The organism is Nitrosospira briensis (genome assembly GCF_900115125.1).
Classification (GTDB): domain Bacteria; phylum Pseudomonadota; class Gammaproteobacteria; order Burkholderiales; family Nitrosomonadaceae; genus Nitrosospira; species Nitrosospira briensis_A.
On the sequence record NZ_FOVJ01000001.1, the window covers coordinates 1131261 to 1153656 of the forward strand.

17 protein-coding genes are annotated in these 22396 nt (G+C 54.8%); 4 read left to right on the forward strand and 13 right to left on the reverse strand.

Going from position 1 to position 22396, the window contains the following annotated elements; all coding sequences use genetic code 11:
• The first annotated feature begins 6 nt into the window (after window positions 1–6).
• Window positions 7–1521 (forward strand): RimK family protein, encoded by a 1515-nt coding sequence (locus tag BMZ14_RS05120; RefSeq protein WP_074795253.1) that lies wholly within the window; start codon window positions 7–9, stop codon window positions 1519–1521.
• Window positions 1522–1543: 22 nt separating this feature from the next.
• Here BMZ14_RS05120 and BMZ14_RS05125 read toward each other — a convergent pair whose 3' ends face one another.
• The 8 genes from BMZ14_RS05125 to ygfZ form a co-directional block, all read right to left on the reverse strand.
• Complete coding sequence (locus tag BMZ14_RS05125) at window positions 1544–2530, reverse strand: glutathione S-transferase family protein (RefSeq protein ID WP_074795254.1); 987 nt, start codon at window positions 2528–2530, stop codon at window positions 1544–1546.
• Between the two features lie 204 nt (window positions 2531–2734).
• Window positions 2735–4105: an exopolysaccharide Pel transporter PelG gene (pelG, locus tag BMZ14_RS05130; protein WP_074795256.1), complete on the reverse strand. Its 1371-nt coding sequence runs from the start codon at window positions 4103–4105 to the stop codon at window positions 2735–2737.
• Window position 4106: 1 nt separating this feature from the next.
• Entirely contained in the window at window positions 4107–5693 is a 1587-nt protein-coding gene (gene pelF, locus BMZ14_RS05135) for a GT4 family glycosyltransferase PelF (RefSeq protein ID WP_083396669.1), read from the reverse strand.
• Window positions 5690–6802, reverse strand: coding sequence for a protein PelE (locus BMZ14_RS05140; protein ID WP_074795258.1), 1113 nt, complete (start codon window positions 6800–6802; stop codon window positions 5690–5692). The genes pelF and BMZ14_RS05140 overlap by 4 nt, the downstream gene beginning before the upstream one ends.
• Complete coding sequence (locus BMZ14_RS05145) at window positions 6802–8073, reverse strand: protein PelD (RefSeq protein ID WP_074795259.1); 1272 nt, start codon at window positions 8071–8073, stop codon at window positions 6802–6804. The genes BMZ14_RS05140 and BMZ14_RS05145 overlap by 1 nt, the downstream gene beginning before the upstream one ends.
• The gene (locus tag BMZ14_RS05150) at window positions 8070–10802 is read right to left on the reverse strand and encodes a tetratricopeptide repeat protein (RefSeq protein ID WP_074795261.1); all 2733 of its coding nucleotides are present in this window, start codon (window positions 10800–10802) and stop codon (window positions 8070–8072) included. Before BMZ14_RS05150 ends, BMZ14_RS05145 begins: the two co-directional genes overlap by 4 nt.
• Window positions 10792–13545: an endo alpha-1,4 polygalactosaminidase gene (locus BMZ14_RS05155; RefSeq protein WP_256208399.1), complete on the reverse strand. Its 2754-nt coding sequence runs from the start codon at window positions 13543–13545 to the stop codon at window positions 10792–10794. The genes BMZ14_RS05150 and BMZ14_RS05155 overlap by 11 nt, the downstream gene beginning before the upstream one ends.
• 232 nt (window positions 13546–13777) lie before the next feature.
• The gene (gene ygfZ / locus BMZ14_RS05160; RefSeq protein WP_074795262.1) at window positions 13778–14851 is read right to left on the reverse strand and encodes a CAF17-like 4Fe-4S cluster assembly/insertion protein YgfZ; all 1074 of its coding nucleotides are present in this window, start codon (window positions 14849–14851) and stop codon (window positions 13778–13780) included.
• Window positions 14852–14939: 88 nt separating this feature from the next.
• On the opposite strand from ygfZ, the gene BMZ14_RS05165 reads away from it, so the two are divergent.
• Window positions 14940–15452 carry a hypothetical protein gene (locus BMZ14_RS05165; RefSeq protein WP_074795264.1) on the forward strand — a complete coding sequence of 171 codons (513 nt, stop codon included), beginning with the start codon at window positions 14940–14942 and terminating at the stop codon, window positions 15450–15452.
• A 5-nt stretch (window positions 15453–15457) separates the two neighbouring features.
• On the opposite strand, the gene BMZ14_RS05170 is transcribed toward BMZ14_RS05165, so the two are convergent.
• Window positions 15458–15856 (reverse strand): hypothetical protein, encoded by a 399-nt coding sequence (locus BMZ14_RS05170; RefSeq protein ID WP_074795265.1) that lies wholly within the window; start codon window positions 15854–15856, stop codon window positions 15458–15460.
• A gap of 262 nt (window positions 15857–16118) precedes the next feature.
• Between BMZ14_RS05170 and BMZ14_RS05180 the strand changes: the two genes are divergently transcribed.
• The gene (locus BMZ14_RS05180; protein ID WP_074795269.1) at window positions 16119–17081 is read left to right on the forward strand and encodes a CysB family HTH-type transcriptional regulator; all 963 of its coding nucleotides are present in this window, start codon (window positions 16119–16121) and stop codon (window positions 17079–17081) included.
• Window positions 17082–17144: 63 nt separating this feature from the next.
• On the opposite strand, the gene BMZ14_RS05185 is transcribed toward BMZ14_RS05180, so the two are convergent.
• The gene (locus tag BMZ14_RS05185; protein WP_074795271.1) at window positions 17145–18974 is read right to left on the reverse strand and encodes an ABC transporter ATP-binding protein; all 1830 of its coding nucleotides are present in this window, start codon (window positions 18972–18974) and stop codon (window positions 17145–17147) included.
• 327 nt (window positions 18975–19301) lie between these two features.
• Between BMZ14_RS05185 and ygiD the strand changes: the two genes are divergently transcribed.
• Window positions 19302–20150: a 4,5-DOPA-extradiol-dioxygenase gene (gene ygiD, locus BMZ14_RS05190; protein ID WP_074795272.1), complete on the forward strand. Its 849-nt coding sequence runs from the start codon at window positions 19302–19304 to the stop codon at window positions 20148–20150.
• A gap of 70 nt (window positions 20151–20220) precedes the next feature.
• Here ygiD and BMZ14_RS05195 read toward each other — a convergent pair whose 3' ends face one another.
• The 3 genes from BMZ14_RS05195 to BMZ14_RS05205 form a co-directional block, all read right to left on the reverse strand.
• Window positions 20221–20412: a hypothetical protein gene (locus tag BMZ14_RS05195; protein WP_074795274.1), complete on the reverse strand. Its 192-nt coding sequence runs from the start codon at window positions 20410–20412 to the stop codon at window positions 20221–20223.
• 92 nt (window positions 20413–20504) lie between these two features.
• Window positions 20505–21542 (reverse strand): methyltransferase, encoded by a 1038-nt coding sequence (locus BMZ14_RS05200; protein WP_074795275.1) that lies wholly within the window; start codon window positions 21540–21542, stop codon window positions 20505–20507.
• 120 nt (window positions 21543–21662) lie between these two features.
• A complete protein-coding gene (locus tag BMZ14_RS05205; protein ID WP_074795277.1) occupies window positions 21663–22181 on the reverse strand; it encodes an SRPBCC family protein in 519 nt (172 codons plus the stop codon).
• Between the last annotated feature and the right edge of the window lie 215 nt (window positions 22182–22396).

Below are 22396 nucleotides of genomic sequence, written 5' to 3' on the forward strand. Positions count from 1 at the left end.
GCTTGCATGAGTATACTCATTGTCGTTGATGAGCCTGAAGACTGGCCATTGGATATTCCCGATGTAAGGATTGTTACGGCGCAAACTTATCTGGCTGGCCCGGCTTTTTCTGCTGACCATACTGCCGGCGAGGATGCGGACCGCGCGGGGAGCCCAATTGTCCACTCCCTCAGGTTGTTTAATCTTTGCAAGTCCTGTCACTACCAGGGTTCGGGCTATTACGTTTCCTTGCTCGCGGAGGCGCGAGGGCATAAGCCGCTGCCCAAAGTTGGCGCTATCGAGGATTTACAATCCCGGCATCTGATGCGCTACCTCGTAGAGGATCTGAGCGCGCTCATGCAAAGACTGCTGGGGCCGCTGGAAATGGATGATTTTGAAATCGCCAGCTACTTCGGCCGCACCACAGCCAAACGTTATGACTCGCTCAGCCGTCAGCTTTTCAACCTGTTGCAGGTACCGCTCCTGTCCGCCCACTTGGAACGACGCCATGGCCAATGGAGCTTGCGCAGCGTACGGGCCATGGGTGCAAGTGATATACCTTCGGGCGACCAGAAGCTTGCAGTGCTGGCGGCAACCGAATATTTCTCGGGACGGAGGCAATGGTCCAGGAAGCATCCCCCGCGCTTCGATCTCGCCATTCTCCACGATCCGGATAACCCGGAACCGCCGTCCAATGCGAAGGCCTTGCAAAAATTCAGGAAGGCCGCCGAGGAACTGTACATGCGGGTGGAGTTCATCACCCGTACAGACATCGGCCGCCTGCCTCAGTTTGACGCTCTGTTTATCCGCGATACAACCTTTGTCCATCACTACACCTATCGTTTCTCGCGTCTCGCGTATGCCGAAAGGCTGGCGGTGATCGATGACCCGGACTCCATCCTGAAGTGCAACAACAAGGTCTATCTGGCCGAACTCCTCGCTCAGCACAATATACAGACCCCGAAAACGCTGTTGGTGCACAAGGACAACATTGCTGAAATCCTTCCTGAGCTCGGCCTTCCCTGCATACTGAAACAGCCCGACAGTTCCTTTTCACGCGGGGTCTTAAAGGTTGAAACAGAAGCCGATCTGATACCCAGGGTATACGAACTGCTGGCAAAATCGGTACTGATTATTGCCCAGGAATGGCTGCCAACGGAGTTTGACTGGCGCGTTGGCATACTCGACCGGCAGGTACTATTCGTGGCCAGATATTACTTCCCCGCGGGGCATTGGCAAATCATAAAGCGCGACGAACAGCGGCGCAAGCTGAGCGAAGGTGTCACAGAGGCAATCCCGATAGACCAGACCCCGGAAGGAGTCGTAAGGATCGCGCTCGAATCGGCCAATCTCATCGGTGACGGCTTCTATGGAGTGGATATCAAGCAGGTCGAGAATCGCTGCTATGTAATTGAAGTGAACGACAACCCCAACGTGGACGCCGGCAATGAAGATGCCGTGCTGAAGGATAGGCTCTACCGGGAAGTAATGAGCGTTTTCCTGAGGCGTATCGAGGCACGCAAACAGGAACATTTCCGCTGATCCCGATCCGATCTCTTCATCCTCATTCAGAAGGGAGCCGTGCTCGATCATGAGGTTGAAGGAAGTCAAGGAGCGGTCCGGCTGGCACGATACGGTTGGGATTGATGGTGGGATGACTGCGGTAGTAGTGCTCCTTGATATGTTGCATGTTCACCGTTGCGGCGACGCCCGGCCACTGATACAGCTCGCGGGTAAAGGCCCACAGGGCCGGGTAATCCACCAGGCGCCTGAGATTGCACTTGAAGTGGCCGTGGTAAACCGGGTCGAAGCGGATCAACGTAGTGAATAACCGCCAGTCGGCCTCTGTGATCCGGCCACCCACGAGATAACGCTGATGTGAGAGACGCTGTTCCAGTTCGTCCAGACAGTCGAACAGAGCCGTGACGGCATTCTCGTAGACCCCCTGTTCAGTGGCAAAGCCTGCCTTATATACCCCATTATTGACCGCGTCATAGATGCGCGCGTTGCTCTCTTCGATCTGCGGCAACAACGCAAAGGGTGCGTAATCTCCCGCTGATGCGCCGATGCCGTCGAAGGCCGAGTTCAACATGCGGATGATCTCGGACGACTCGTTATTGACAATCGTATTCCGCTGTAAGTCCCATAACACCGGCACGGTTACCCTGCCGCTATAATCAGGTGCAGCGCGCAGGTAAACCTCATAAAGATAGCGTGCCGCGCCGATCGGGTCAGCCACCACACCCGGGGCCTCTTCAAACGTCCAGCCATGATCGCCCATGTAGGGATTGACAACCGAGACCCCTATCCTGCTTTCCAGGCCTTTCACGGCGCGAAAAATCAGCGAGCGGTGCGCCCACGGACAGGCCAGCGACACATATAGATGATAACGGCCCGCTGCCGCGGGAAAACCCCCTTCTCCAGTCGGCCCCGGGCTTCCGTCGGCCGTGATCCAGTTGCGAAACTGCGCATCTGTGCGGACAAAATTGCCACCTGTCGATTTGGTGTCGTACCATTCGTCGACCCATTTCCCCTTGACCAGTAAGCCCATTTAAATCTCCTGTTTCGTTGACTTGCGTTTGCCTGTGTACGCCAGGATACCCACATTTCAGGAAAGATGATGATCAAACAAGCAAATCGGATTTAACACGTCAGAGGCGTATCCGGGCTGCGCATTATTTCTGGGAAACGATCAACTCTTCAGATAAGCCTGACGCCACCCCGCTTTACGTGCGATGGGATAAGCTTCCACGCGTTAATTCTGCAACATGAAAGTCTCATATTCCAGCCGGTTGAATTTATGCGAGAGGATAAACAGACCGAGAAAGGCCGAAAACGTTACAGAGGCGGCAAATCCGTAACCAAAAGCTTCGGCGCCCAGTTGCAGCGTGGCAAAGGTGAACAGCAGGTTCGTGATAAAAAAGCATGTCGTAACGATCAGCACCTCGCGGCGGGCGTCGAGATAAAAAAGCACGTTGAGAATCGCCATCAGCAAGACCTGCACGCTGACCGCGACCACGTCAATGTAGAACAAATGGATGTAAAGAGGAGAAATGCCCACCGCATGCAATAGCTCCCTGCCCCATAGCAGGCACAGCACCACCGTCAAGCCCTGTACTTTGAAAATCTCGTAGATTCCCTGCCGTGCGGCATAAACCATCCGGTCGCGCCTGTATTCGATGTGCATAAGCGTGTCTCCTTCCCGGACCGCGCGGTAAAAACGCTCGTGCTGCTCGGCGAAATCGGCTTCGATGCTTACCAGGAATACAGCCATGCCGGGCAAAATGAACAGGTAAGCCAAAAAAATGGGAAGATCGTAAATGACGGATGCCCGAAGCGGACCAATGACCGCTTCCGAAGTGTACGGCACGAACCAGAAAATAAACTTGTCGATCCAGACCGCCAGATAATAAAGCGTGCCAACCGCGAACAAGCTGTACAAACTCCGGTTGCGGTCGAGAAAATCAAACTTGAGCAGGGAACTGCCGGGATATTCGCGAACAATATGATGCAGGAAGGAAAACAACAGGTAGGCATGAGCCGTCAATACACCCAGCAACAAGCCGGTCAACTCCCATCGAGACGCTAGAAGCGCCACGACGATACCGAGCAGATACCCCTTGCTTAATGTCCAGACTATGCGGCGATAGGCTTTCATTCCCGACAGAAAGATCAGGGCGATCCACATGCCGCTCAGTACCACGAAATTGCTCAGTAACAGCAATTCCTGGAAAAACGAACCGGTGAAAGACCAGAATATGAAGGGTGCAGCCCAGGCAAAACCAGCCGCCATCGTGACAATGAGAACGCCAAACAGGTTCGGCAGCACCTCTGCCTTGTCATTCGCATACGTTCGGTCCGAGACGAAACGGGTAAACATCAATTGCATGCCCCCGGTCCAGATCAACGATCCGGCCATCAGATAGGTTACGCAAATCTGGAATGCGTTGACCTCCTGCTGGGCGACACCAAGTATGACAGCGAGAACGCCTATCATCATGATGCTCAGGATGGAAATCACCCATGGGCCGCCGCTGACCAAACCCGCATAGCCATAGGCGCGCAGCACTGACCAGTAGCTGTCGCGCTCCAGGATCGTGCGAATTTCAGAACCGATACCCGCCATGTCAAGCTCTTATAACAGATTGAGTAGCCGGATCCGCTGCCGAGTCCAGCGCCTTTGCGTAAAGATTCCGATAGGAGGAGAACATCAGCTCATCGTTATAATAACGCTTCACCCGCTCAAGCCCTGCCTGCTGCGCGGTACGCCACCGCGCCGGGTTATTGAGCAGCTCCAATGCCGCTTTTGCCGTCCCCTCGGGATCGGCAATGAAAACGACGGTTCCCGCGGCGCCGAGTGCACGATCTTCCTCGGTACGGCCTTCTATAAGCTCACGACAGGAACCTACGTCCGTGGCAAGGCATGGCACGCCGCTGGCAAACGCCTCCAGCACCACCAGCGGCAGTGCCTCGCTGATCGAGGTCAGTACCATCAGGCCCAGTTGTGGAAGAATTTCAAGCATGTTTTGAAAACCCAGGAATTTAACATTGTTTTCCAGACCCAGGCTGGCGGCCAGTTCCTTGCACTCGCTCACATACAATGGGTCTTCATCTTCAGGCCCGGCAATCCATCCTTGCGCATCGGGGCGCTCCTTGACCAGTATTCGCAGAGTACGGATGAATGTCTTGATATCCTTGATGGGTACGACACGCCCGATCAGTCCGAGCACGGGCGGGATTTCTTCCGGGCGCTTTTCAAGTGCGGCCTCATAGCGTTGAACATCGATTCCATTGGAAATGACGAGCGTTTTTTCCGCGGCCGCTCCATCCGCAATCTGTCTCAAGCGGTTGCCCTCGTACAAGCTGACGATGGGCGACGCCTGGCCGTAGGCCATGCGCCCGATCTGTTCGTAAAACCTGATCCAGAGACCACGGATGTATCCCATTTCATCATGCAGCGTATTACATACGTCATCGTTGTGATCATGAATCCAGGTCGCCTGCGCCAAATCGATTTTCCGCTCCTTGGTATAAATGCCGTGCTCAGTGAGCACAAATGGAATATTGCGCCGCAGGCGTATCATGGCGCCCAGCAATCCGGCATATCCCGTAGAAATGGCGTGCACGGCACGTACGGGAGGGAGTCCGGCCGCGATATCCGCCAATACGAAGAGAGGCGTGTGCATGGCCCGTATCGCCCAGAAATAGTCGACAAACGATGGCTCCGTGCACCGCTCCCGATACTGCCGCGTAATGTAATCCCATGAGGCTTCGCTATACAGAAAGTCTTCCTGGCTGATACCGCCTGCCGAGCCCAGCCGGGTGAATGCGCTTATCATTTTATCATCCGGGATCTGCCCGGATTGACGCATGTACGCGTGCAACTCATCCATTTCCGAAAAAGCCCGCTGGTTGCCCTTGCGCGCATTCGGCTTAAGCGTTTTTTCCCGGTGTATCAGGTAGTGTGTTTCGACATGCGTTACATTGGGCGGGAATTGATACTGCGCGGGACCGTACATTTCCGATTCACCGCCGATAAAAATAACGGCGAATCGAATCTCCGGCAAACCCCCGATGATCTGGTGCACCCACGACGAAACCCCGCCGCGGATGTAAGGGTACGTGCCTTCCAGCAACAAGGCGATGTCTGCCACCGATTCTCGCGCCGGGGCCGCTACCGGTCTGCGCGCTCCTGCCCGGACAGTGCTGTTCACCTGTTCCACCACGCTTTCACCAGAGCAAGTTCGCGTCCCTTTTCGCCAGGCCGCGTAAGCGCCGAGAGATAGCGCCTTACATCCGAAAATTTTCGTTCGCGGAAAGCTGTTTCGGCAAGCCATGGCAGAATTTTTTGTTCCTCCATGCCGCCAGCGCGCGCGCTGGTAAAAGCCTGCCGTGCAGACGCGAGATCGCCGGATTCCAGTAGAATCCGTCCATATAATAGCCAGCTGTTCGCATCTATTGTGTGGAATGCAGGGGATGTGGAAGATCGATCGGGTCCATCGGTTGATGCAGGCACAGCCGGCCTCGCGGATGCCGGAGGAACGCTGGCCGGCGCATGGGATGACGGGAGGAGTACCAGCTCCATGTGATGCCTGGCCGTCTGCAGCCAGTGCTGCCTGACCGCGCCTTGTACCAGGCGGTGATATACCAGTTCCCAGCACAATGCGGCAATCGTTTTATGGTAGGAGTGCTGCATGCGGAGGGGAACCTCCGGCAGTGCCTCTGTCAGGGTCAGGATACGATCGATCAGTTTTTTCTCATTATCGTCCCGCATGGCATACGCCAGCAATCGCACATCGTCGACCGGATCGCGGGTCGCCTTGGACCACACGACCATGGCTTCGCGCGGCGCCATGTGCCGCGTCGCCATCACCGCTTTCAGGCGCTTGAGCGGCCGCCCGGCGAAATGAACGATCTGGCGCAACGCGCCTTCGCTATAGGGTGGCACCGGGAAAATGGCCGGGGGCGAAAAAGGCAGTTCAGGCAACACCACCGTCTTTACATTTTTTGAAGAACGGCTGCGCGGGCGTCTCAAGGCCGTGGCCACGCTCCACCACACGCCCAGCGCACCCACCACCGGCAGAATCCATAAAAAGACAAACAGAAAAGCCAGGCTTTCCCGCACGGGCAGCTTGTAGCGGCGCGGCAGTAGCAGCCAGAAACCCCGGGCAAAAAAGTAGCATGAGATAGAGTGCAATGCCACCGCGGCCAACAACGCCAGATTCGCAATCGAGCTTGCAGCCCAGCCGCTTCCGCTCAACCACAGCAGCGATCCGGCCATCGCCTCGGCTGCTAATCCCCGCAACATCGGGCGGCGATACATCAGTGCGCTTCCATGGATCGGATCCTTTGGGGATCGATGTCTCCAACCGCTACAAACTCCAGCGTCAACGTTGCCGGAACACCATCAACCCGCTGCATCCACGCCTGTGCATTTGAAGTATTCGTCAAAGGCAGCAGGATCCAGATGACCGGCTGGTCCTGATACCGGGTAATACAAATCAGGTCGATAGCGCGGGTTGAAGATCGCAGTTTTTCGTAAACGCTCATGATCTCAGAGTACGCACCCGACAGCCTGAGCAAGGTTGCATCTAGCCTGAATCTCAAAAAATCCTGATGCACCCGTCCAAATGCAGCGATAAAACGCGCAATGGATGAGCCGCCCGTGCCAAAACGGAGATGGTCCACGCCATGTCCGGCAAGTACCGCGATGAGCTTCAAATTGCTTTCGTGAAATGCAAAGAAAGGCATGGATTTGACCAGCAACATCGCATGAATCTCACCGGTGGAGTCAGCCAGAGGAATGGCGGCCAGTAACTGGTTTTGATCAAGCGCATATTCTTCCATAAGGTTTACCGCTGTCAGTTCGCCGCTTTCAAGCGCACTTCTCGCCACAGGATCGCCGTCGTCAATCGGAAATCTGTCCCCGATACTGCCGAGGACTCTACCTGTATCGATATTGTCAGCCGTTATTCCCACAATGCATGCCTGGGTCAACGCACCGTATTCCGCAATGAATTCGATAAGTTTTTGTAACGAGGATTCGGTTAACCCGCTAATGCCGTTCAATACCGGCTCCAGGTGCATAATGCCTTCACGCAAAGAGAATCCGCTGTTGGCGACCGTTTGCTCCAGGCGATCATGGGACAGGCGTAATAGCTGGTAACTGCGTGTGAATTCCTCAAGCCGTTCCGCGCGGTATTGATAGGCGCCCTCCAGCCGGTGTAAACGGCGTCCCCACATGTCGCGAAACCCTCCGGCCACCATTGCCACGACCACAATTCCGACTGCCCACGGCAGCGGAAATCCGGACGAACTTTGCCACTCCAGATTGATAGCCACGCCCAGGTTTGCCAGTATCAGCAAGGCGCTGGCAAAACCGTAAACGAATCCATAGCGTAGTCCAGCCAGTAAAGGAGCCAGGACGGGCCACGGAAATCCCCCGCTCAGCCGGAAAGGATCTTGCTGTTGAGTAAGGAACGATGCCGCGATAACAATTATGGTTAACGCGAATGTTTCGAGCCATCCACCCCATACCGATACGGGAGTATTGACGTCAACTACTTCAATGCCCTCCAGCCAGGGTTTTTTCATTGCTTTGCGGGCTCCTTGTCTGGTTTGGATATATCTCGCATCAGTGGTGGCACAGGCGTTTCGCGAAGTTTTGCCAGCGTCTGGCGACAGATCTCCAACTCCGTATGTACAGCGCTTTCATTCGGCGGAGCTTCGCCTGCAAGCCACCGGGTCGACCGGTCGACGTCATCCATGGACAACGGCATCGTTTCGGGAAGAGCGGGGTCAGCTGGCTGGCGCTCCAAATGCCTTGAAACTTGCGCTAGCTGCGCTGACAGTGCGGGATAATCATCTTTTTGCACTGCATCGGCAAATTTTTCCCAGCCGGACGACCGGAGCCGCTCGGTCTGACGCCGCAGAGCAAAGTACTGTGCGCTATCCAGGGGTTTTGTCAAGTTCCAGCGTTCGCGTATTGGCTGCAATATTTTCAGGTCATCCCGATCAGCATGCTGCAGCAACTGATCTTTCGATCCGAACAGGTACTGTGACAACCGCGCAGGATATTCCACTTCTTTTTGAGAAAAAGACGGAGACGCAAACAATTGTAGCGCGTAGAAGCGAACGTGGTTGGCGCTGGCGGGACAGCCCGCCCACTCCATATTATCGGCCAATGTCAATGTCCACAAAAAATCCTGCGGCCGTTTTGTCAAAGTTTGCAGGTACCGGGGCGCTGCCTGGATGGACCTGCCCAAGGTGTGCTCCGCCGCAGCCAGGGCTTCGGCCAGAGGTGGACTTACCGCGGGTTGAGTACCCGATGGATTATGGTACGGCTTTACGACTGCCTGAAGCAATGCGTGATCGATTTTTTTGTCGGACAAAAGCAGCCAGATCAGCGCTTCCGTAACTTCAGGATCAGGCCCTCGCAGCCGCAGCAGCTCGCGCAAGGCGTGACGAACTGCGTCCCGCTCTCCGCTTGCCATTTTTCGTATCGAACGAAAATACCAGTAATCGGGCGCCTGGGCCATCGATGGCTGCGACTCGGCCAGCGAGAGCCAATGATCGAGCTCTTTCCAGTTTTTCCGCTTCCAGGAAAAACGCATGAGGCGCTGGAGGTCTTCGATGCGCCGCAACCGATCCCATCCGTATTGCGCCAGGCTCTCGCTTTTTTTATCGTCGCGATGACGCGCCGTCAATCGCTGCAGATGCTCAAGTACTTCCACATCCTTTGGCCGAAGACTCAGTACCTTTTCGTATGCTTTACTCGCATGATTATCCTGACCCAGCTGTGTGGCAACATTAGCCAACAACCGCCAATACTCTTCGGCATACGCCGGGTCAGGGGAGCCCGATTCGCGAAGCAGCAGGTTGAAGCTCTTTTGCGCATTCCCCGCCTCTTCATATAGCTTGGCCAGCGCCAGTCTTTGCCGCCCGTTGTGCGTATCGGGCATTTCCTCATATAACGAGAGGGCCGCACGAGGTTTGCCCTGAAGGACCAGGACATCCGTCAGTGCTTTCATTGTCTCGGCGGGGTTATCGAAGCGTTCGGCGTGCTTGCGCAATTGCTGTTCTACGTGGGAAGGCTGCGCTATGTTAAGGCCGGCCTTGACATAAGCCTCCGCTTCAGCAGCGGTCAGCCTGCGGCGCGGCATGACAGCCTCCAGCAACTGTACCACGGCTTCATAATCCGGTTTCGCCTGCGCAAGCGCAAAGGCGCGAGCTTCCGCTTCCTCGTCGGCCTGATGGCGAGCGAAAGACAACCACAGGGTCAGAGCCTCGTCGGACTGCCCGTTCCAGTCATAAATGTGTGCAAGCAAACGGTGGCGGTCGCTCCCGGGGACCAGCGATGTTCGCAGAGATGCAGCACGCGCAAGGCTCTCATCCAGCAAGCCCATCGAAACCTGCAATCGAACGATACGCTCGGCAAGCTTCTGATCGCGAGGCAGTAGCCTGCTTGATTCTTCCAGCCAGGCCAATGCGTGCTCGCGATCGTCAAGCGGCTCGGCAATATTTGCGGCCAGCAACAGGAGCTCGGCATCGCCCCTGAGACTGCTGGCGCTTGCGGATGCGCCCAGGACCTTCATCGCGGCCTTCAAGGCCTCTTGATCGATACCGGCTTGAAGATAGGCGCGCAAACACGATTTCGCGATTTCCGTTTTCTTCTTCGGGGTTCGTTCGAGCAGAAATGCCTGACACAGATTCCGTGCCGCGAGCCGGGGCTGAGCAGCAGCCATGCGCTGTTTCGCGGCAAAAATCAGCCAGCGCGATTTTTTTTCGCTGGTTTCATTTCGCATAACAAGCAATTGCTCGAAGGTTTCGGCCAATACGGTGGGCTCGCCGAACTGTTCCGCCAGTTTGACCACCAGGCTCACTCTGTTGTCATTATCGGCAATGCGCAGCAATGCCGGAACGAGCTCGGCGATACGCTTGCGCAGCGCCGCCTCGACATCCTCCGGGGGATGCCGGAAAAGCTGCTGCAAGGACAGCTTGAGCTCCGCAAGGCGGATTTCATAAGTCAGGCCCGATTCAGGCGCCTGCTGCAAAGGATCAAATGCGAGAACAGCCTCATCGGTCATGCCGGCTTCCGTCAATACCTGGACGAACGACAACCGCAACGGCACATTATTAGGATCGGACTGGACAAGAACGCGAAGATAAGCCACGGATAGAGCGTCATTAGCAGAGAGATTGGCTGGGTCCCTGAACGCGGGCTGGCGTGGAAACAACACCCAGAAAGCGACCAGAAGCACCGCACTCATGAACATTAACGCGGGCGCGTTTAACAGTGACTCCCGGCGGGTATCAACACTCAAGCCGGAATTCTCCCGATGCACTGTTCGCTGGTATTGCGTAAACAGATCGCGAGCCCTCGGTGCGAGGAGCCAATGCCCCGCTGTCCAGGTTTAGCGAGCAGGATTTGGGTACCTCAAGCGTCAAATCTCCGTGGGGTTCAAACAAGAGAGTTGCAGAACCATCATCATTGAGGTGCCAGGATTTCAGCGGCGCACTTGCATCGATCAGCCTTAAAGCCGGGCTCGTCTCTTCAATCTCACGCTTGTGCTTGAGGACGGCATGGTTGCGTGCCAGGTAAACATAGCGATCTGCATTTCGGTCGGAATAGCCGACGACATCGGCCGAGATCGCGGGTGTCATTTCGGCGACAGGCAACCGCACCGTTCGAAGCGCATCCCCAAAAAGCAGCCAATTGCCATCGAGGTCGCGCGCAATGCTCGCTGTTTGAAACGCCTGCGCACGCTGAACATATTCGTCGAGCCACAGGCCAAGCACGTTTTCTTTGCGCTGCTCGTCTGCCAATTGGTCCAGGAGTTCCGCCCCTCGGGCGTGCAACAGCGCATCGGCATGAATCGACAAGGATGAAATGCGCAACCGCCGTCCGCTATCGAGCTGCCGGTTCCAGTCGCTGACCATGCTGAAATTCAGTGCTTCACCATACCAGAGTTGCGCAAACAGCGGTTCGCCCGTCAATGGCGTCAGCACCTGCGTACCCCATTCAGTGGGCCGCAGCGCGGGAGAAAGATCAGCGATGGATAATGAACCGCTCTGCCAGTGGAGGCCGCCTCCACCGTAATTGGGCAATGCGGCTTTGAATGCAGCGGCCAGAGCGGCTGGCACCGGTTTTCCATCCCCCGACCAGATAAGCAACAGTGGAGAACGGGGCGCCATCGATTGCAGAAATGGGATAGTCCCCGCAGTCTCGCGCGTCATCTCGGCGGCGTAACCTTCCATGAACACGCTATAGCGATAAGGCTGCTGGTCGGCATCTGTCTTGCCCTCGAAAACGCCCCAATAAAAGGGATGGCTGTACGTGTGACTTGCCAATCGAACCTGCGGCATGTCAGCCAATCGCCGTACCTTGGCTCGCCGGTCTTCACTGTTCACTTCAGCCTCGATGACCCCCAGCGTTACCGGTGCGGGATTTTTTTCCATCCAGACACGAAGCCGGTCGATAGCTTCAACGCCATGCTCGTCTTTGGCAAACAGGCGGTCTCCGCGCACCTCGATAATGCCCAGGCGGCGCCCGTTTTCCGTTGTTATATCGAATACCGGCTGCACAGGTAGGCGGAATGCGGCCTGAAAAAAAGAGAAGGGGTCCAGCAGCCATTCATGACGGCCCGAAGCACTTTCGTTTATCAAATGAGGATGTAATGCATAGGCTCCCCATGCCCCGACCGCAACCGGATGAAACACGTTGTCTCCATCGCTCAGCGTCAACCAGGCTTCATTGCGATCGCGGACGCGGACATCAGGCGTACCGCTACCCACTATGGGCGCTGTCGCGGGCCGACCCAGGCGATCATTGGCAGAGCGAAGCTCAAGCATACTGGTCGTGGGTTGCAAGCTGCCCTGATAATCGATCAGGTTGCGGCAGGCAACGCCGCTTGGCAGATAACCCATGAATACTACGGGCAAACCCACGTCGACTTCCGTTTGCAAACGCGCGCAAATGTTTTCATAACGGCTTGTGCCGTTCTCGTTTTCGTCACCCAACCAGACGATTACGCCGGCATATCGCCCGACAAGCGGCTCTATCGGCAAAGGAGAATGATCGATATACCAATAGTCCAGGGCCAGGCCGAGATATTCAAGCGGCATCGCGGCGTGTTTGAACAACTCTTGATCCATTTGCTGGGCGGCCGTGCCGTTTGCAATGGCAAGCAACCTCCGCGGGGCCAGGCGGATGCGGCCATGCCCGAGCCACGTTAGATCGCCATTTGCGACCCATGGCATGAACCCGAGCTTGGCAATTTTCTGAGCCGTTTTTTCGGCCTCTACCCAATTACCCGGCTCGACATAATCCAGCACGGTAACCGGCACATTGAATTCGTTTTGCGCACGTGTCAGCTGATTGAGAAGCCACTCCCTGTTTTCTTCCCTGGTCGGCGCATGCTTGCCGGTAACCGGATCAAAACCATGAAAAAGCGATTCAGCAACCATGCCATCGGTGTATTGACTGGCACGGTCGAGCACCTCGAAACCGCGATTGAGAATGAGTTTGCAGCCGGGAAAGCGGCGCTTTATTTCCGCGAGCAACGCAACCAGCCCTTTCTCCTGCTCGTCACGCTGTTTGCCTTCCGCCGTAACGATCAGATAACTGTCAACGGTATCGAGAAAGAACGCGCGGTATCCGTCGCGCCACAGGCGGTCGAAATGTTGCTCCAGGAGATATTCGTGCCAGCCGGGATCGGTCATGTCCATGACGAGGCTGTTCCATGCCGGATTGACACCGATCGACCAATCAGTATTGATGCGTTCCATATCCTCGCTGTTGCGCGCAATCTCCCCGAACGAGACATAGGCGAATATGAGCGAATCCAGCTTTAATAACGCTTTCCTCTCGTGAGGCAAGACCTGGCTCGGCTGAATGACGATCTGATCGAAATGCCGCAGATCCTCAACAGGTGGCCGGCTGCCATAATAAAAGGCGATATCGCGCTGTTCGAGTACATCGGCGGATACCACGGGTGTCATTAACATGAGTGGCAGCAACAAATACCAGAGAGATAAACGGAACGACAACATTTTGCTGTTAGACATTAACCTGAGTCCGATAGTTGGACGGGGTGGAATGGGCGTCCGGTCCGTCCTGCAGGCGCTCCAAAAAAAATGAAGGTGGACCGGATCGAGACGGACATCCCGGCGGAAATATCGCTGCATTATCGCCGGGCAGCGCGCGCAATGTGTAAACGGATCCGGCGATCCGCACCACCATTTCAAGCTATTGACCTGGCTCGACTGCGTGACTCAAAAAAAATTGCATGTTGTTTCCTCATTGCTGATCAACCGGATAAGGTAGCGGCATGATCTCCAGCAAGGGTCCCTCCGGCGATTTCCAGCGAATTTGGCCAGTTTCGACGCTGCCTATCTGCATGACCGCCAATAAATCAAAGCCGCCGTTTGGCGATGGGGCCGCGTTCACTACCATGCCGCTCGATTGATCTCCCATATCAACGCTAAACAACTCGTCCCCGGCTTCAACTCGCGTTTCTGAACTCGGCAGCCGGACGTTGGCGAGGTACATGCGACGTTTTATCTTACCCAGATACTGGGTGCGGGAGACGACTTCCTGGCCAGGATAACAACCTTTCTGGAAACTTACCCCTCCGATGGCCTCCAGATTAGTCATTTGCGGTATGAATTGTTCCTGGGTGGCGGGCGTAATCATCGGGATACCGGCCTTGATCTCCAGCCAGTCCCAGCACGGCCCGCCTACCGGCAGCGCGTCTTTGCTTAAACCATCCCATACCGCAGGCGCGTACTCCGGGGTGATGACGAGTTCAAAACGATTCTTTGCAAGACGGATGACGCTTCCCTTTTCACAATGGATCACATCAAGATGGGCAAGCGGAATCGCGCCCATGATTTCCTGTATGAGCGATCCTGCATCGTCGCCGGCTACCGCCATTGGGACCAACATCCCGCTGCTGTCAGCCAGCTTGACTTTGGCCCGCAATACATACATGGACAAGCGCTTCTGAACGGATGTCAGCAACGCCAAGGGCAGTTGCATGAGGTAACCGCCATCAGCGCCGTTACGATCACGCCAGATCAGGAAACTCGCCAGCATTCTGCCCTTGGGATTGCAATAGCTCCCGTAAAGGGCGCCCGTAGAACCGATCTGTCTTACATCACAGCTCAACTGCCCCTGCAGGAACGATTGCGCATCCTCCCCCGAAAAATAGATCAGGCCGAAGTGCGAAAGATCGCACAGCACAGTGGCCGACCCGGTACTCGCGGATCGGGTACTCGCGAGTTCAGCGGCGGCATCGCCATAGCGGACAACGCGGCCATCCTCGATAATTGCACCGGAGTTTTGCTGATACGCTCGCCAGATGAGGTTCATGCAGAACGATCTATGGCTGTGAAAAAAGTTAATTATAAAGCATACGTTCCGGATGAGCGGCAAATTGCCAGGAATGAGATAATCAGCTATGCCTGATCTCTTGCATCGACCTCTTCCACCGCTACTCGCCGTCCGGCTCGGACCCTCCATGCAGCTGGCCGCCATGCTGGGTTTTGCCCACTTCTCGGCGATTGGCCTGCTGTGGCCGCTTCTATTACCTGGATCAGTCAAATTAGCAGGCTCCGCCGTCCTTGTTACCAGCCTGGTTTTCTACTTGAGGCGCTACGCGTTGCTACGTTCGCCGGAGTCAATAACGGGGCTCGAACTGTCAGATGAAATGATTTGCGCAGTTGAAACGCGACGGGGAGAGCGCATCGTTTGCACCCTGCTCGGCAGCAGCTTTGTCGCGCCTTATCTCACCGTACTCGAATTGCAACCGCTGAAACTCGACGACGTTGTGGATTCCCCGGAGCCGTTGCGAAAATTCTCGTTCAGCGTAACCGTTCTACCCGACGGCATAGACCCCGAGGAATTCAGGCAATTACGGATACTGCTGCGCTGGAAGTGGAAAGATCCGAAGGACTTGAAGGATTGGACCTGAGGAACCTAAAAGAATACTACGCCTGCTGAGCCGGCCAGGGATGTTACCGTATAAAAATCGCGTTGCCCGCTCATGGGTATTGGTGAGAATTTATGTATAGTCGTAATACCGTAGGTCTGGACAGGTACGGATTGTTCTCCGGGAATGTCCACGCGGGGCAGTATTATGCTGAAACTGGTTCCGCCGCTATCGATGCTCAGGCGAATGGTGACAGTGACAAGCGTACCGATTTCGGACTCGGCAGTACGGATCTCATCTCCGCTGAAGCCAAGTGTCTGTTGTTGATCCTGATAGGTGAAATGTGGTCTGCCGTCGAAACCGCTGGTTGAGTAACTGATATGAAGATGCTTGCCGCTGAGCTGATACTGGTTTGGTGCCTGATTGACAGGCTGGGTCGATTCCATGATAGCCCCCCATTAAAATCAACCTCCACAAATGAAAACGAAATCCGTTAAATGAGGCCGGTGGATTCATGCATATTGACGAACTGAAGAAGTCCTCGACAGGCGCTATTGAAAATATAGATCATGACGGTCAAAAGACAAGGATAAAAGATTGGAGGAACGGGAGGAGTCGAAAGGACAGGCAAGCAGTTCACGCGTTGGCCCTATCAATTGCTCGCCAAAAAACGACCCTTAACCAATACTGGTATTACACAATAACAATATGAACTTCCAGCAACTGCGCATCATTCATGAGACGGTTCGACAGAACTACAATCTGACGGACGCGGCAAATGCCCTGTTCACCTCACAATCCGGTGTCAGCAAGCACATAAAAGATCTGGAAGATGAACTGGGCGTCGAACTTTTCGTGCGTAAAGGCAAGCGGCTGCTCGGATTGACCGATCCGGGAAGGGAACTTGTCAAGATCGTCGAACGCATCCTGCTTGACGCCAAAAACGTGAAACGTCTGGCTGAACAATTCAGCAATCGGGACAAGGGCCGGCTTACTGTCGCGACTACCCATACGCAGGCGCAATACGCTCTGCCTTCGGTGGTGACGCTATTCAAGCAGGCGTTTCCCCAGGTGCATCTCGTCCTGCATCAGGCCAGCCCAGGCGAGATCGTGTCCATGCTGCTCGACGGCGTTGCAGACATCGGGATTGCCACGGAGGCGCTGGAGAGTGTCGCGGAACTGGCTTCCTTCCCTTATTACTCATGGCATCATGCCGTAATCGTCCCACACGGCCACCCCCTGGAATCTGTACATCCGCTCACGCTCGAGGCGATTGCGGAATTTCCGGTTATCACCTACCACGAGGGTTTTACCGGTCGAGCGGGAATTGATCAGGCGTTTGCAAAGGCAGGCCTGTTACTCGATATCGCAATGTCGGCACTGGACGCCGACGTCATCAAGACCTACGTCGAGCTCGGGCTGGGGGTCGGAATTGTCGCCTCGATGGCGTTTAATCCGGTTCGCGATGTGCGGCTCAATCTGCTTGATAGCTCACACCTGTTCGAAAAAAATACGACAAACATTTCCATTCGGCGCGGCCACTACCTCCGCGGATACGCTTATCGCTTCATCGAACTTTGCCTGCCGTCACTGAGCGAGTCGGCAATCCGCTCGGGAGTTAAACCAGCGGCCGATATAGAACTTGATAACGGAAACGCCCCCCTCCCCTGATATCGTCTCCCGTGCTTTCTTCCAGAAAGTGTTCACCGGTTCACCGGTTCACGGGGGACAGGGCTACGCATCTTCCGCCAGGAACCCCCCGCTCTGATGGTTCCACAGGCGCGAATAAAGACCATTGAGCGCAATGAGGCATTGATGCCCGCCCTCTTCCACGATACGGCCCTTATCGATGACGATCAAGCGGTCCATCGCCGCTATCGTCGACAAGCGGTGGGCTATAGCGATCACGGTCTTGCCTTCCATCAACCGGTATAAACTTGACTGAATGGCCGACTCCACTTCCGAGTCTAGCGCACTGGTGGCCTCATCAAGCAGAAGAATCGGGGCGTCCTTCAGCATTACGCGGGCTATGGCAATCCGCTGGCGCTGGCCGCCAGAAAGCTTTATTCCGCGCTCGCCTACATGTGCATCGTAGCCTTTGCGTCCCATAGGGTCCGCCAGGCCCATTATAAAATCATGTGCTTCGGCTTTTTTTGCCGCCGCTATCATATCCATATCGGTTGCATCGGGACGGCCATAAAGGATGTTCTCCCTCACGGACCGGTGCATGAGCGAGGTATCCTGCGTGACCATACCAATATTGGCGCGCAAACTGTTCTGTGTAACATATCTGACATCCTGCTCGTCTATCAATATGCGACCCTTCTCAACATCATAAAATCGGAGCAACAGGTTTACGAGCGTGGATTTTCCGGCGCCGGAACGTCCAACCAGTCCGATTTTTTCGCCGGCCCTGATATGCAGGGAAAGATGATCTATCACCGGCGTATCTCCGCCGTAACAGAAGAGGACGTCCTCAAACCGGATATCGGCATTTTTTATCCGGAGAGGTTTTGCGTCAGGATAATCCGTTACCAGATGGGCGCGCGACAATGTGGTGATGCCATCCCGCACGGTGCCAACCTGTTCGAATAGCGAAGTCATCTCCCACATGACCCAATGCGACATGCCGTTGAGCCTTAGCGACATTGCCCCGACGGCAGCGACCGCCCCCACCCCTATTCGGCCTTCTGCCCATAGCAGTAAGGCGAGGCCGACAACGCTGATGATAAGTGCGGCGCTCATGACCTGGTTGGTGATTTCAAAGCTGGAGATCAATCGCATCTGGCTATGCACCGTTTTCAGAAATTCCTGCATGGCGGATCGTGCATAACCCGCTTCCCTGCCGGTATGAGAAAAAAGCTTTACGGTTGCGATATTGGTATAGGCGTCGCTGATGCGCCCGGTCATTAAAGCGCGTGCATCCGCCTGGGACTGGGAAACCCGGCTCAGCCGTGGTACAAAAAACTGCAATGCAAAAATATAGAGAATGAACCATCCGATAAAAGGGATGGCCATCCAAGCATCAAAACTGCCCACCACCGCGACCATTGTAAAAAAGTAAATCGTTACATAAACGAGGATGTCTCCCAGAATAAAGCAGACATCACGTAGCGCGAGGGCGGTTTGCATAACCTTGGCGGCCACCCTCCCCGCAAATTCATCCTGGTAGAAGCCCATGCTTTGGTTGAGCATCATACGATGGAAATTCCATCGGAGCCGCATGGGAAAGTTTCCGCCCAGCACCTGATGCTTTACGAGGTTCTGAAACCCCACCAGCAAGGGACTTGCTATGAGCAGCCCGGCAAATAGAAGAAGCCCGTTCCGTTCCTGATCCCATAAGAGAGAGGGCGGCACATCGTTCAGCCAATCAATTATTTTCCCCAGCATGGCAAACCATATCGCTTCAAATGCGCCTATCGCGGCGGTTAACAGCGTCATCACAATGAGGTGCCGTTTTACGCCGGCTGTCGCTTCCCATATGAAAGCGAAAAAACCTTGTGGAGGGATCCTGTCCGTGGAATCCGGATAGGGGTAAACCAGTTTTTCGAAATAGCTGAACATTTAAACCATCCAAAAGCGATACGGGCTGGACACTTTTAGCCATCAGCGCGTTTAATTTGATCTTTGACCGATGCATGGCTATATTAAAAACGGCCATGGCCAGCTATCCCAAAACGGGGAGCAAAATATACAATAGCATTTTCTCCGATTCGATATCGACCCTGCAGTAGTCGTTCAAGCAATCAAATAACCATGTGATCAAACGACGTGCAGATGGGTCAGCGCATGATCGAAAGGAATTGTTGAATTTCCCCCCAAGGGCTTTTATCTTCCATGCCGGTGATCTTCTTCAGATAGCAAATTGATTTTCCACATTGGGAGTATTGGATGAGCCGCTTACCCGCCCTGTTCATCGGGCATGGAAACCCGATGAATACGCTTGCTTCGAACCGCTACACGAACGCATGGCGTCAGATTGGCAAGAATCTCCCCAGGCCACGCGCGCTGCTGGTCGTTTCGGCCCATTGGTACATCGGGGCCACGGCAGTTACTGCCATGGCGAGGCCGCGAACCATCCATGACTTCTATGGCTTTCCCCCCGAACTCTATGCCTTCCAGTACCCCGCCCCCGGCGCACCGGACGTTGCCGCGGAAATCGCAGAGACGGTAAAGCCGACCTGGATAGGCCTGGACCAGGATCAATGGGGATTGGACCACGGAACATGGAGTGTGCTTGCGCATATGTACCCGCAAGCCGACGCCCCCGTAGTCCAACTCTCGGTAAACGCCCTGAAGCCGTTGAGCTATCATCTGGAACTCGGGGTCAGGCTCGCGCCACTACGGGACCGTGGCATCCTCATTGTGGCGAGTGGGAACGTAGTGCACAATCTGCACCGGATAGACTGGGCCAACGTTGATGAAGGCTATGACTGGGCACACCGGTTCGATGATGCAGTTGCGCATCAAATGGCTCTCGATCCAGCAGGCATACTGGCGGTGGCCTCGCATGAAGACTATGACCTCGCGGTGCCAACACCGGATCACTTCATCCCCCTGCTGTACCTCGCAGGACTTGCGACTGCCGGGGAAGCGGCGCAAGCGCTGATCCGCGGACACTCCCTGGGCTCGATCTCCATGACCGCCTTCGGGGTCGGCGCGCATCTTTCGTGTTATGACGGCGACATCGGTGCCACCCCTCTACCCGCCGGAGTACCTCCCGGCAATACCAACACTTGAAATCAGCGCTCTGGGGCACATCACTTTAACGAGCAGCTGCCAGTTTGCCTTCATCGACCAAATCTACATATTAATTGAAGGTAACGGCGTAGCCAGGCGCCTCTATCCCAATTGCAGGCTGCCGATTTTCCTCGTGAACATCGGCGGCTATCCCGGCTACGGTGATTACAAGCTCGCCCGTCCCCGTCGAGAGGTTCTCGTCGATTGTCTTGAAAGCAATCCTTCCAGGCGCAACAAAGGAAAAATTAAGGAAACCGCCCAAATTCGATTACCGGATCCCTGTAGGACCAGAAAAGGGGGTAGAGCAACGTCAGGCAGAAAACTGGCGGGAACACCTGCAGGTATTCCCGGGTCTCAAGGTTTGAGAGCAGTAACTATACTGTAGTAGCCAAAGGCCGGACGCACCTCGATGTCACAAAATCCTGCATCGCCCAACATCGCGGACAGCTCCGTGGAGGAGTAGGACTTTCCCTCGGTCCACCCCATCATGAGCATGCTGAAGGCAGCCGCAGCGAAAGGGCCGGATTTGTCCTCGTTATAGAGCATTCCGTGGATAATGATACGTCCCTTGGACGGAAGAGCATTGAAACTCTTCGCGGTTAGAAAGCTGCACTTCTCAGGCGGCCAGTCATTATAAACCGTGGAATAAAAATGAAGATCCGCGGGTGGCATTTCGTCACGCCACATGTCTCCTTCATATGTCCTGATGCGATCCTGCATGCCATGCTGCGCAATGAAATCATTTGCAATCTCGCACACCAGGGGAAAATCGAAAACGATCGCTTGTAAATTACTCCATTTTGATACGGCCCCGATCGAGTGGGCGCCCGAGCTTCCACCAATGTCGAGCATGATACGGTGAGCGGAGAGATCGAGCACCTCCGGCCAGTGGAAAGCCGATTTGATGCTCATACTGTACATGCTGCGCGTAAATCTTCGTACGAGTTCGGCTTGCACTTCTTCGGGACGGTAAACACCCGTCCCGCCATAAACCTGAGGCTCATCTGTGCGAACTGCCCTTTCCAGGCTTTTAAATGAATGTACCTGATCGTTTTCGATCATCAGATCCCACATATACCCAAAATAGCTGGGATTTTTCTTTAGCAGATAGTGTTCAGCGACTGCCGTCAGCGAGTAACGTCCCTCTTTTATCGACAGGAACCCCAGGGCTGTTGCTGCGCTTAGAATAGATTCGGCAGGGCGCGCCTTGATGTTCAGCCTCTCGCAGATGACAGATAGCGAAAGTTCGCCGTCTTCCAGCAGGGGAAAGACGCCGAGCTTATGCGCAAGAAGCAACGCCGGGTAGCCATAGATTCCGAGGACAACATCCCATAGTTTTCTATCGTCCGGTGCCTGCGATTGCTGTGCTTCTGTAGAAACTTCATTTGCCATAAATAAATCCTCGCGCCGATCTGGACGCTGAAACAATTAATCCACAAACTACAATGCCAAGCGTAAAAAGATCTTTTTTCCGGCCAAGTTGCATTCTCAAAAATTGCAGGCAGGTGTCGGTCAAGGTCGAGCGGCTGCGCCGGGTGTGCCGGGTGTGCCGCTTTCAACCAAACGTTTTATATTTTCCACCGTACGGGTGGCGCCCTCCTGAATCGCGCTTCGGACCAGCGGCTCAAAAGGCCGCATGAACGCCTTGAGCTCAAGTAGTTCAAAAGTAAAGCTCAATTCCGTTACACCTTCCCTGCCCTGGGGTTGTAGTTCGTAAAGGCAACGATAAGGTTCAACAACGCCCGCAAAGGCCAATCGCCTTGCAGGTTCATAAATCGTAATGCGAAATTTCGATTCCGAGCGTTGGCCATGATCCACGCGTACCTGCCTTGCTATGGTTCCCGACTTTACGGGCCCATCAGTGAGGCACTCAAGTTCCTGTACTTCAGGCGACCATCTGGGATAGTTATGAAATAAATCATCACCGATAAATTTGAAGATCTCGGCAGCGGATAGCCTGATCAGGATGCTCTTCTTGCCGACCACGGGATCAGCGGGGCCCAGATTGAACATGGAGCCTAGATTAAACATTTATATAACTCCTGCTCAGACTGAAAATCTGCACCGCAATACAAATTCCTCGCTACTGATAATTCTAAACGATAGAATCTTCCTGAGAAGATGCCGGGTTGATTGCAGCCGCTGGAAGGCCGGTTGTTCCCTTGGTCGTCCCGCAAGCAATGGGGATTGTTTGTTTTCAAGTATTTCAGTTAAACAATCCGCTCAAGAGGCGAAAAGATGCTTTC

Bases quoted from the DNA above. Each gene is read 5' to 3' on its own strand.
- BMZ14_RS05180 (WP_074795269.1), top strand. From the start codon at position 16,119: ATGAACTTCCAGCAACTGCGCATCATTCATGAGACGGTTCGACAGAAC.
- BMZ14_RS05120 (WP_074795253.1), top strand. From the start codon at position 7: ATGAGTATACTCATTGTCGTTGATGAGCCTGAAGACTGGCCATTGGAT.
- BMZ14_RS05155 (WP_256208399.1), bottom strand. From the start codon at position 13,545: ATGTCTAACAGCAAAATGTTGTCGTTCCGTTTATCTCTCTGGTATTTG.
- BMZ14_RS05125 (WP_074795254.1), bottom strand. From the start codon at position 2,530: ATGGGCTTACTGGTCAAGGGGAAATGGGTCGACGAATGGTACGACACC.
- BMZ14_RS05170 (WP_074795265.1), bottom strand. From the start codon at position 15,856: ATGGAATCGACCCAGCCTGTCAATCAGGCACCAAACCAGTATCAGCTC.
- BMZ14_RS05165 (WP_074795264.1), top strand. From the start codon at position 14,940: ATGCCTGATCTCTTGCATCGACCTCTTCCACCGCTACTCGCCGTCCGG.
- BMZ14_RS05140 (WP_074795258.1), bottom strand. From the start codon at position 6,802: ATGTATCGCCGCCCGATGTTGCGGGGATTAGCAGCCGAGGCGATGGCC.
- ygfZ (WP_074795262.1), bottom strand. From the start codon at position 14,851: ATGAACCTCATCTGGCGAGCGTATCAGCAAAACTCCGGTGCAATTATC.
- BMZ14_RS05145 (WP_074795259.1), bottom strand. From the start codon at position 8,073: ATGAAAAAACCCTGGCTGGAGGGCATTGAAGTAGTTGACGTCAATACT.
- pelG (WP_074795256.1), bottom strand. From the start codon at position 4,105: ATGGCGGGTATCGGTTCTGAAATTCGCACGATCCTGGAGCGCGACAGC.
- BMZ14_RS05200 (WP_074795275.1), bottom strand. From the start codon at position 21,542: ATGGCAAATGAAGTTTCTACAGAAGCACAGCAATCGCAGGCACCGGAC.
- ygiD (WP_074795272.1), top strand. From the start codon at position 19,302: ATGAGCCGCTTACCCGCCCTGTTCATCGGGCATGGAAACCCGATGAAT.
- BMZ14_RS05185 (WP_074795271.1), bottom strand. From the start codon at position 18,974: ATGTTCAGCTATTTCGAAAAACTGGTTTACCCCTATCCGGATTCCACG.
- BMZ14_RS05205 (WP_074795277.1), bottom strand. From the start codon at position 22,181: ATGTTTAATCTAGGCTCCATGTTCAATCTGGGCCCCGCTGATCCCGTG.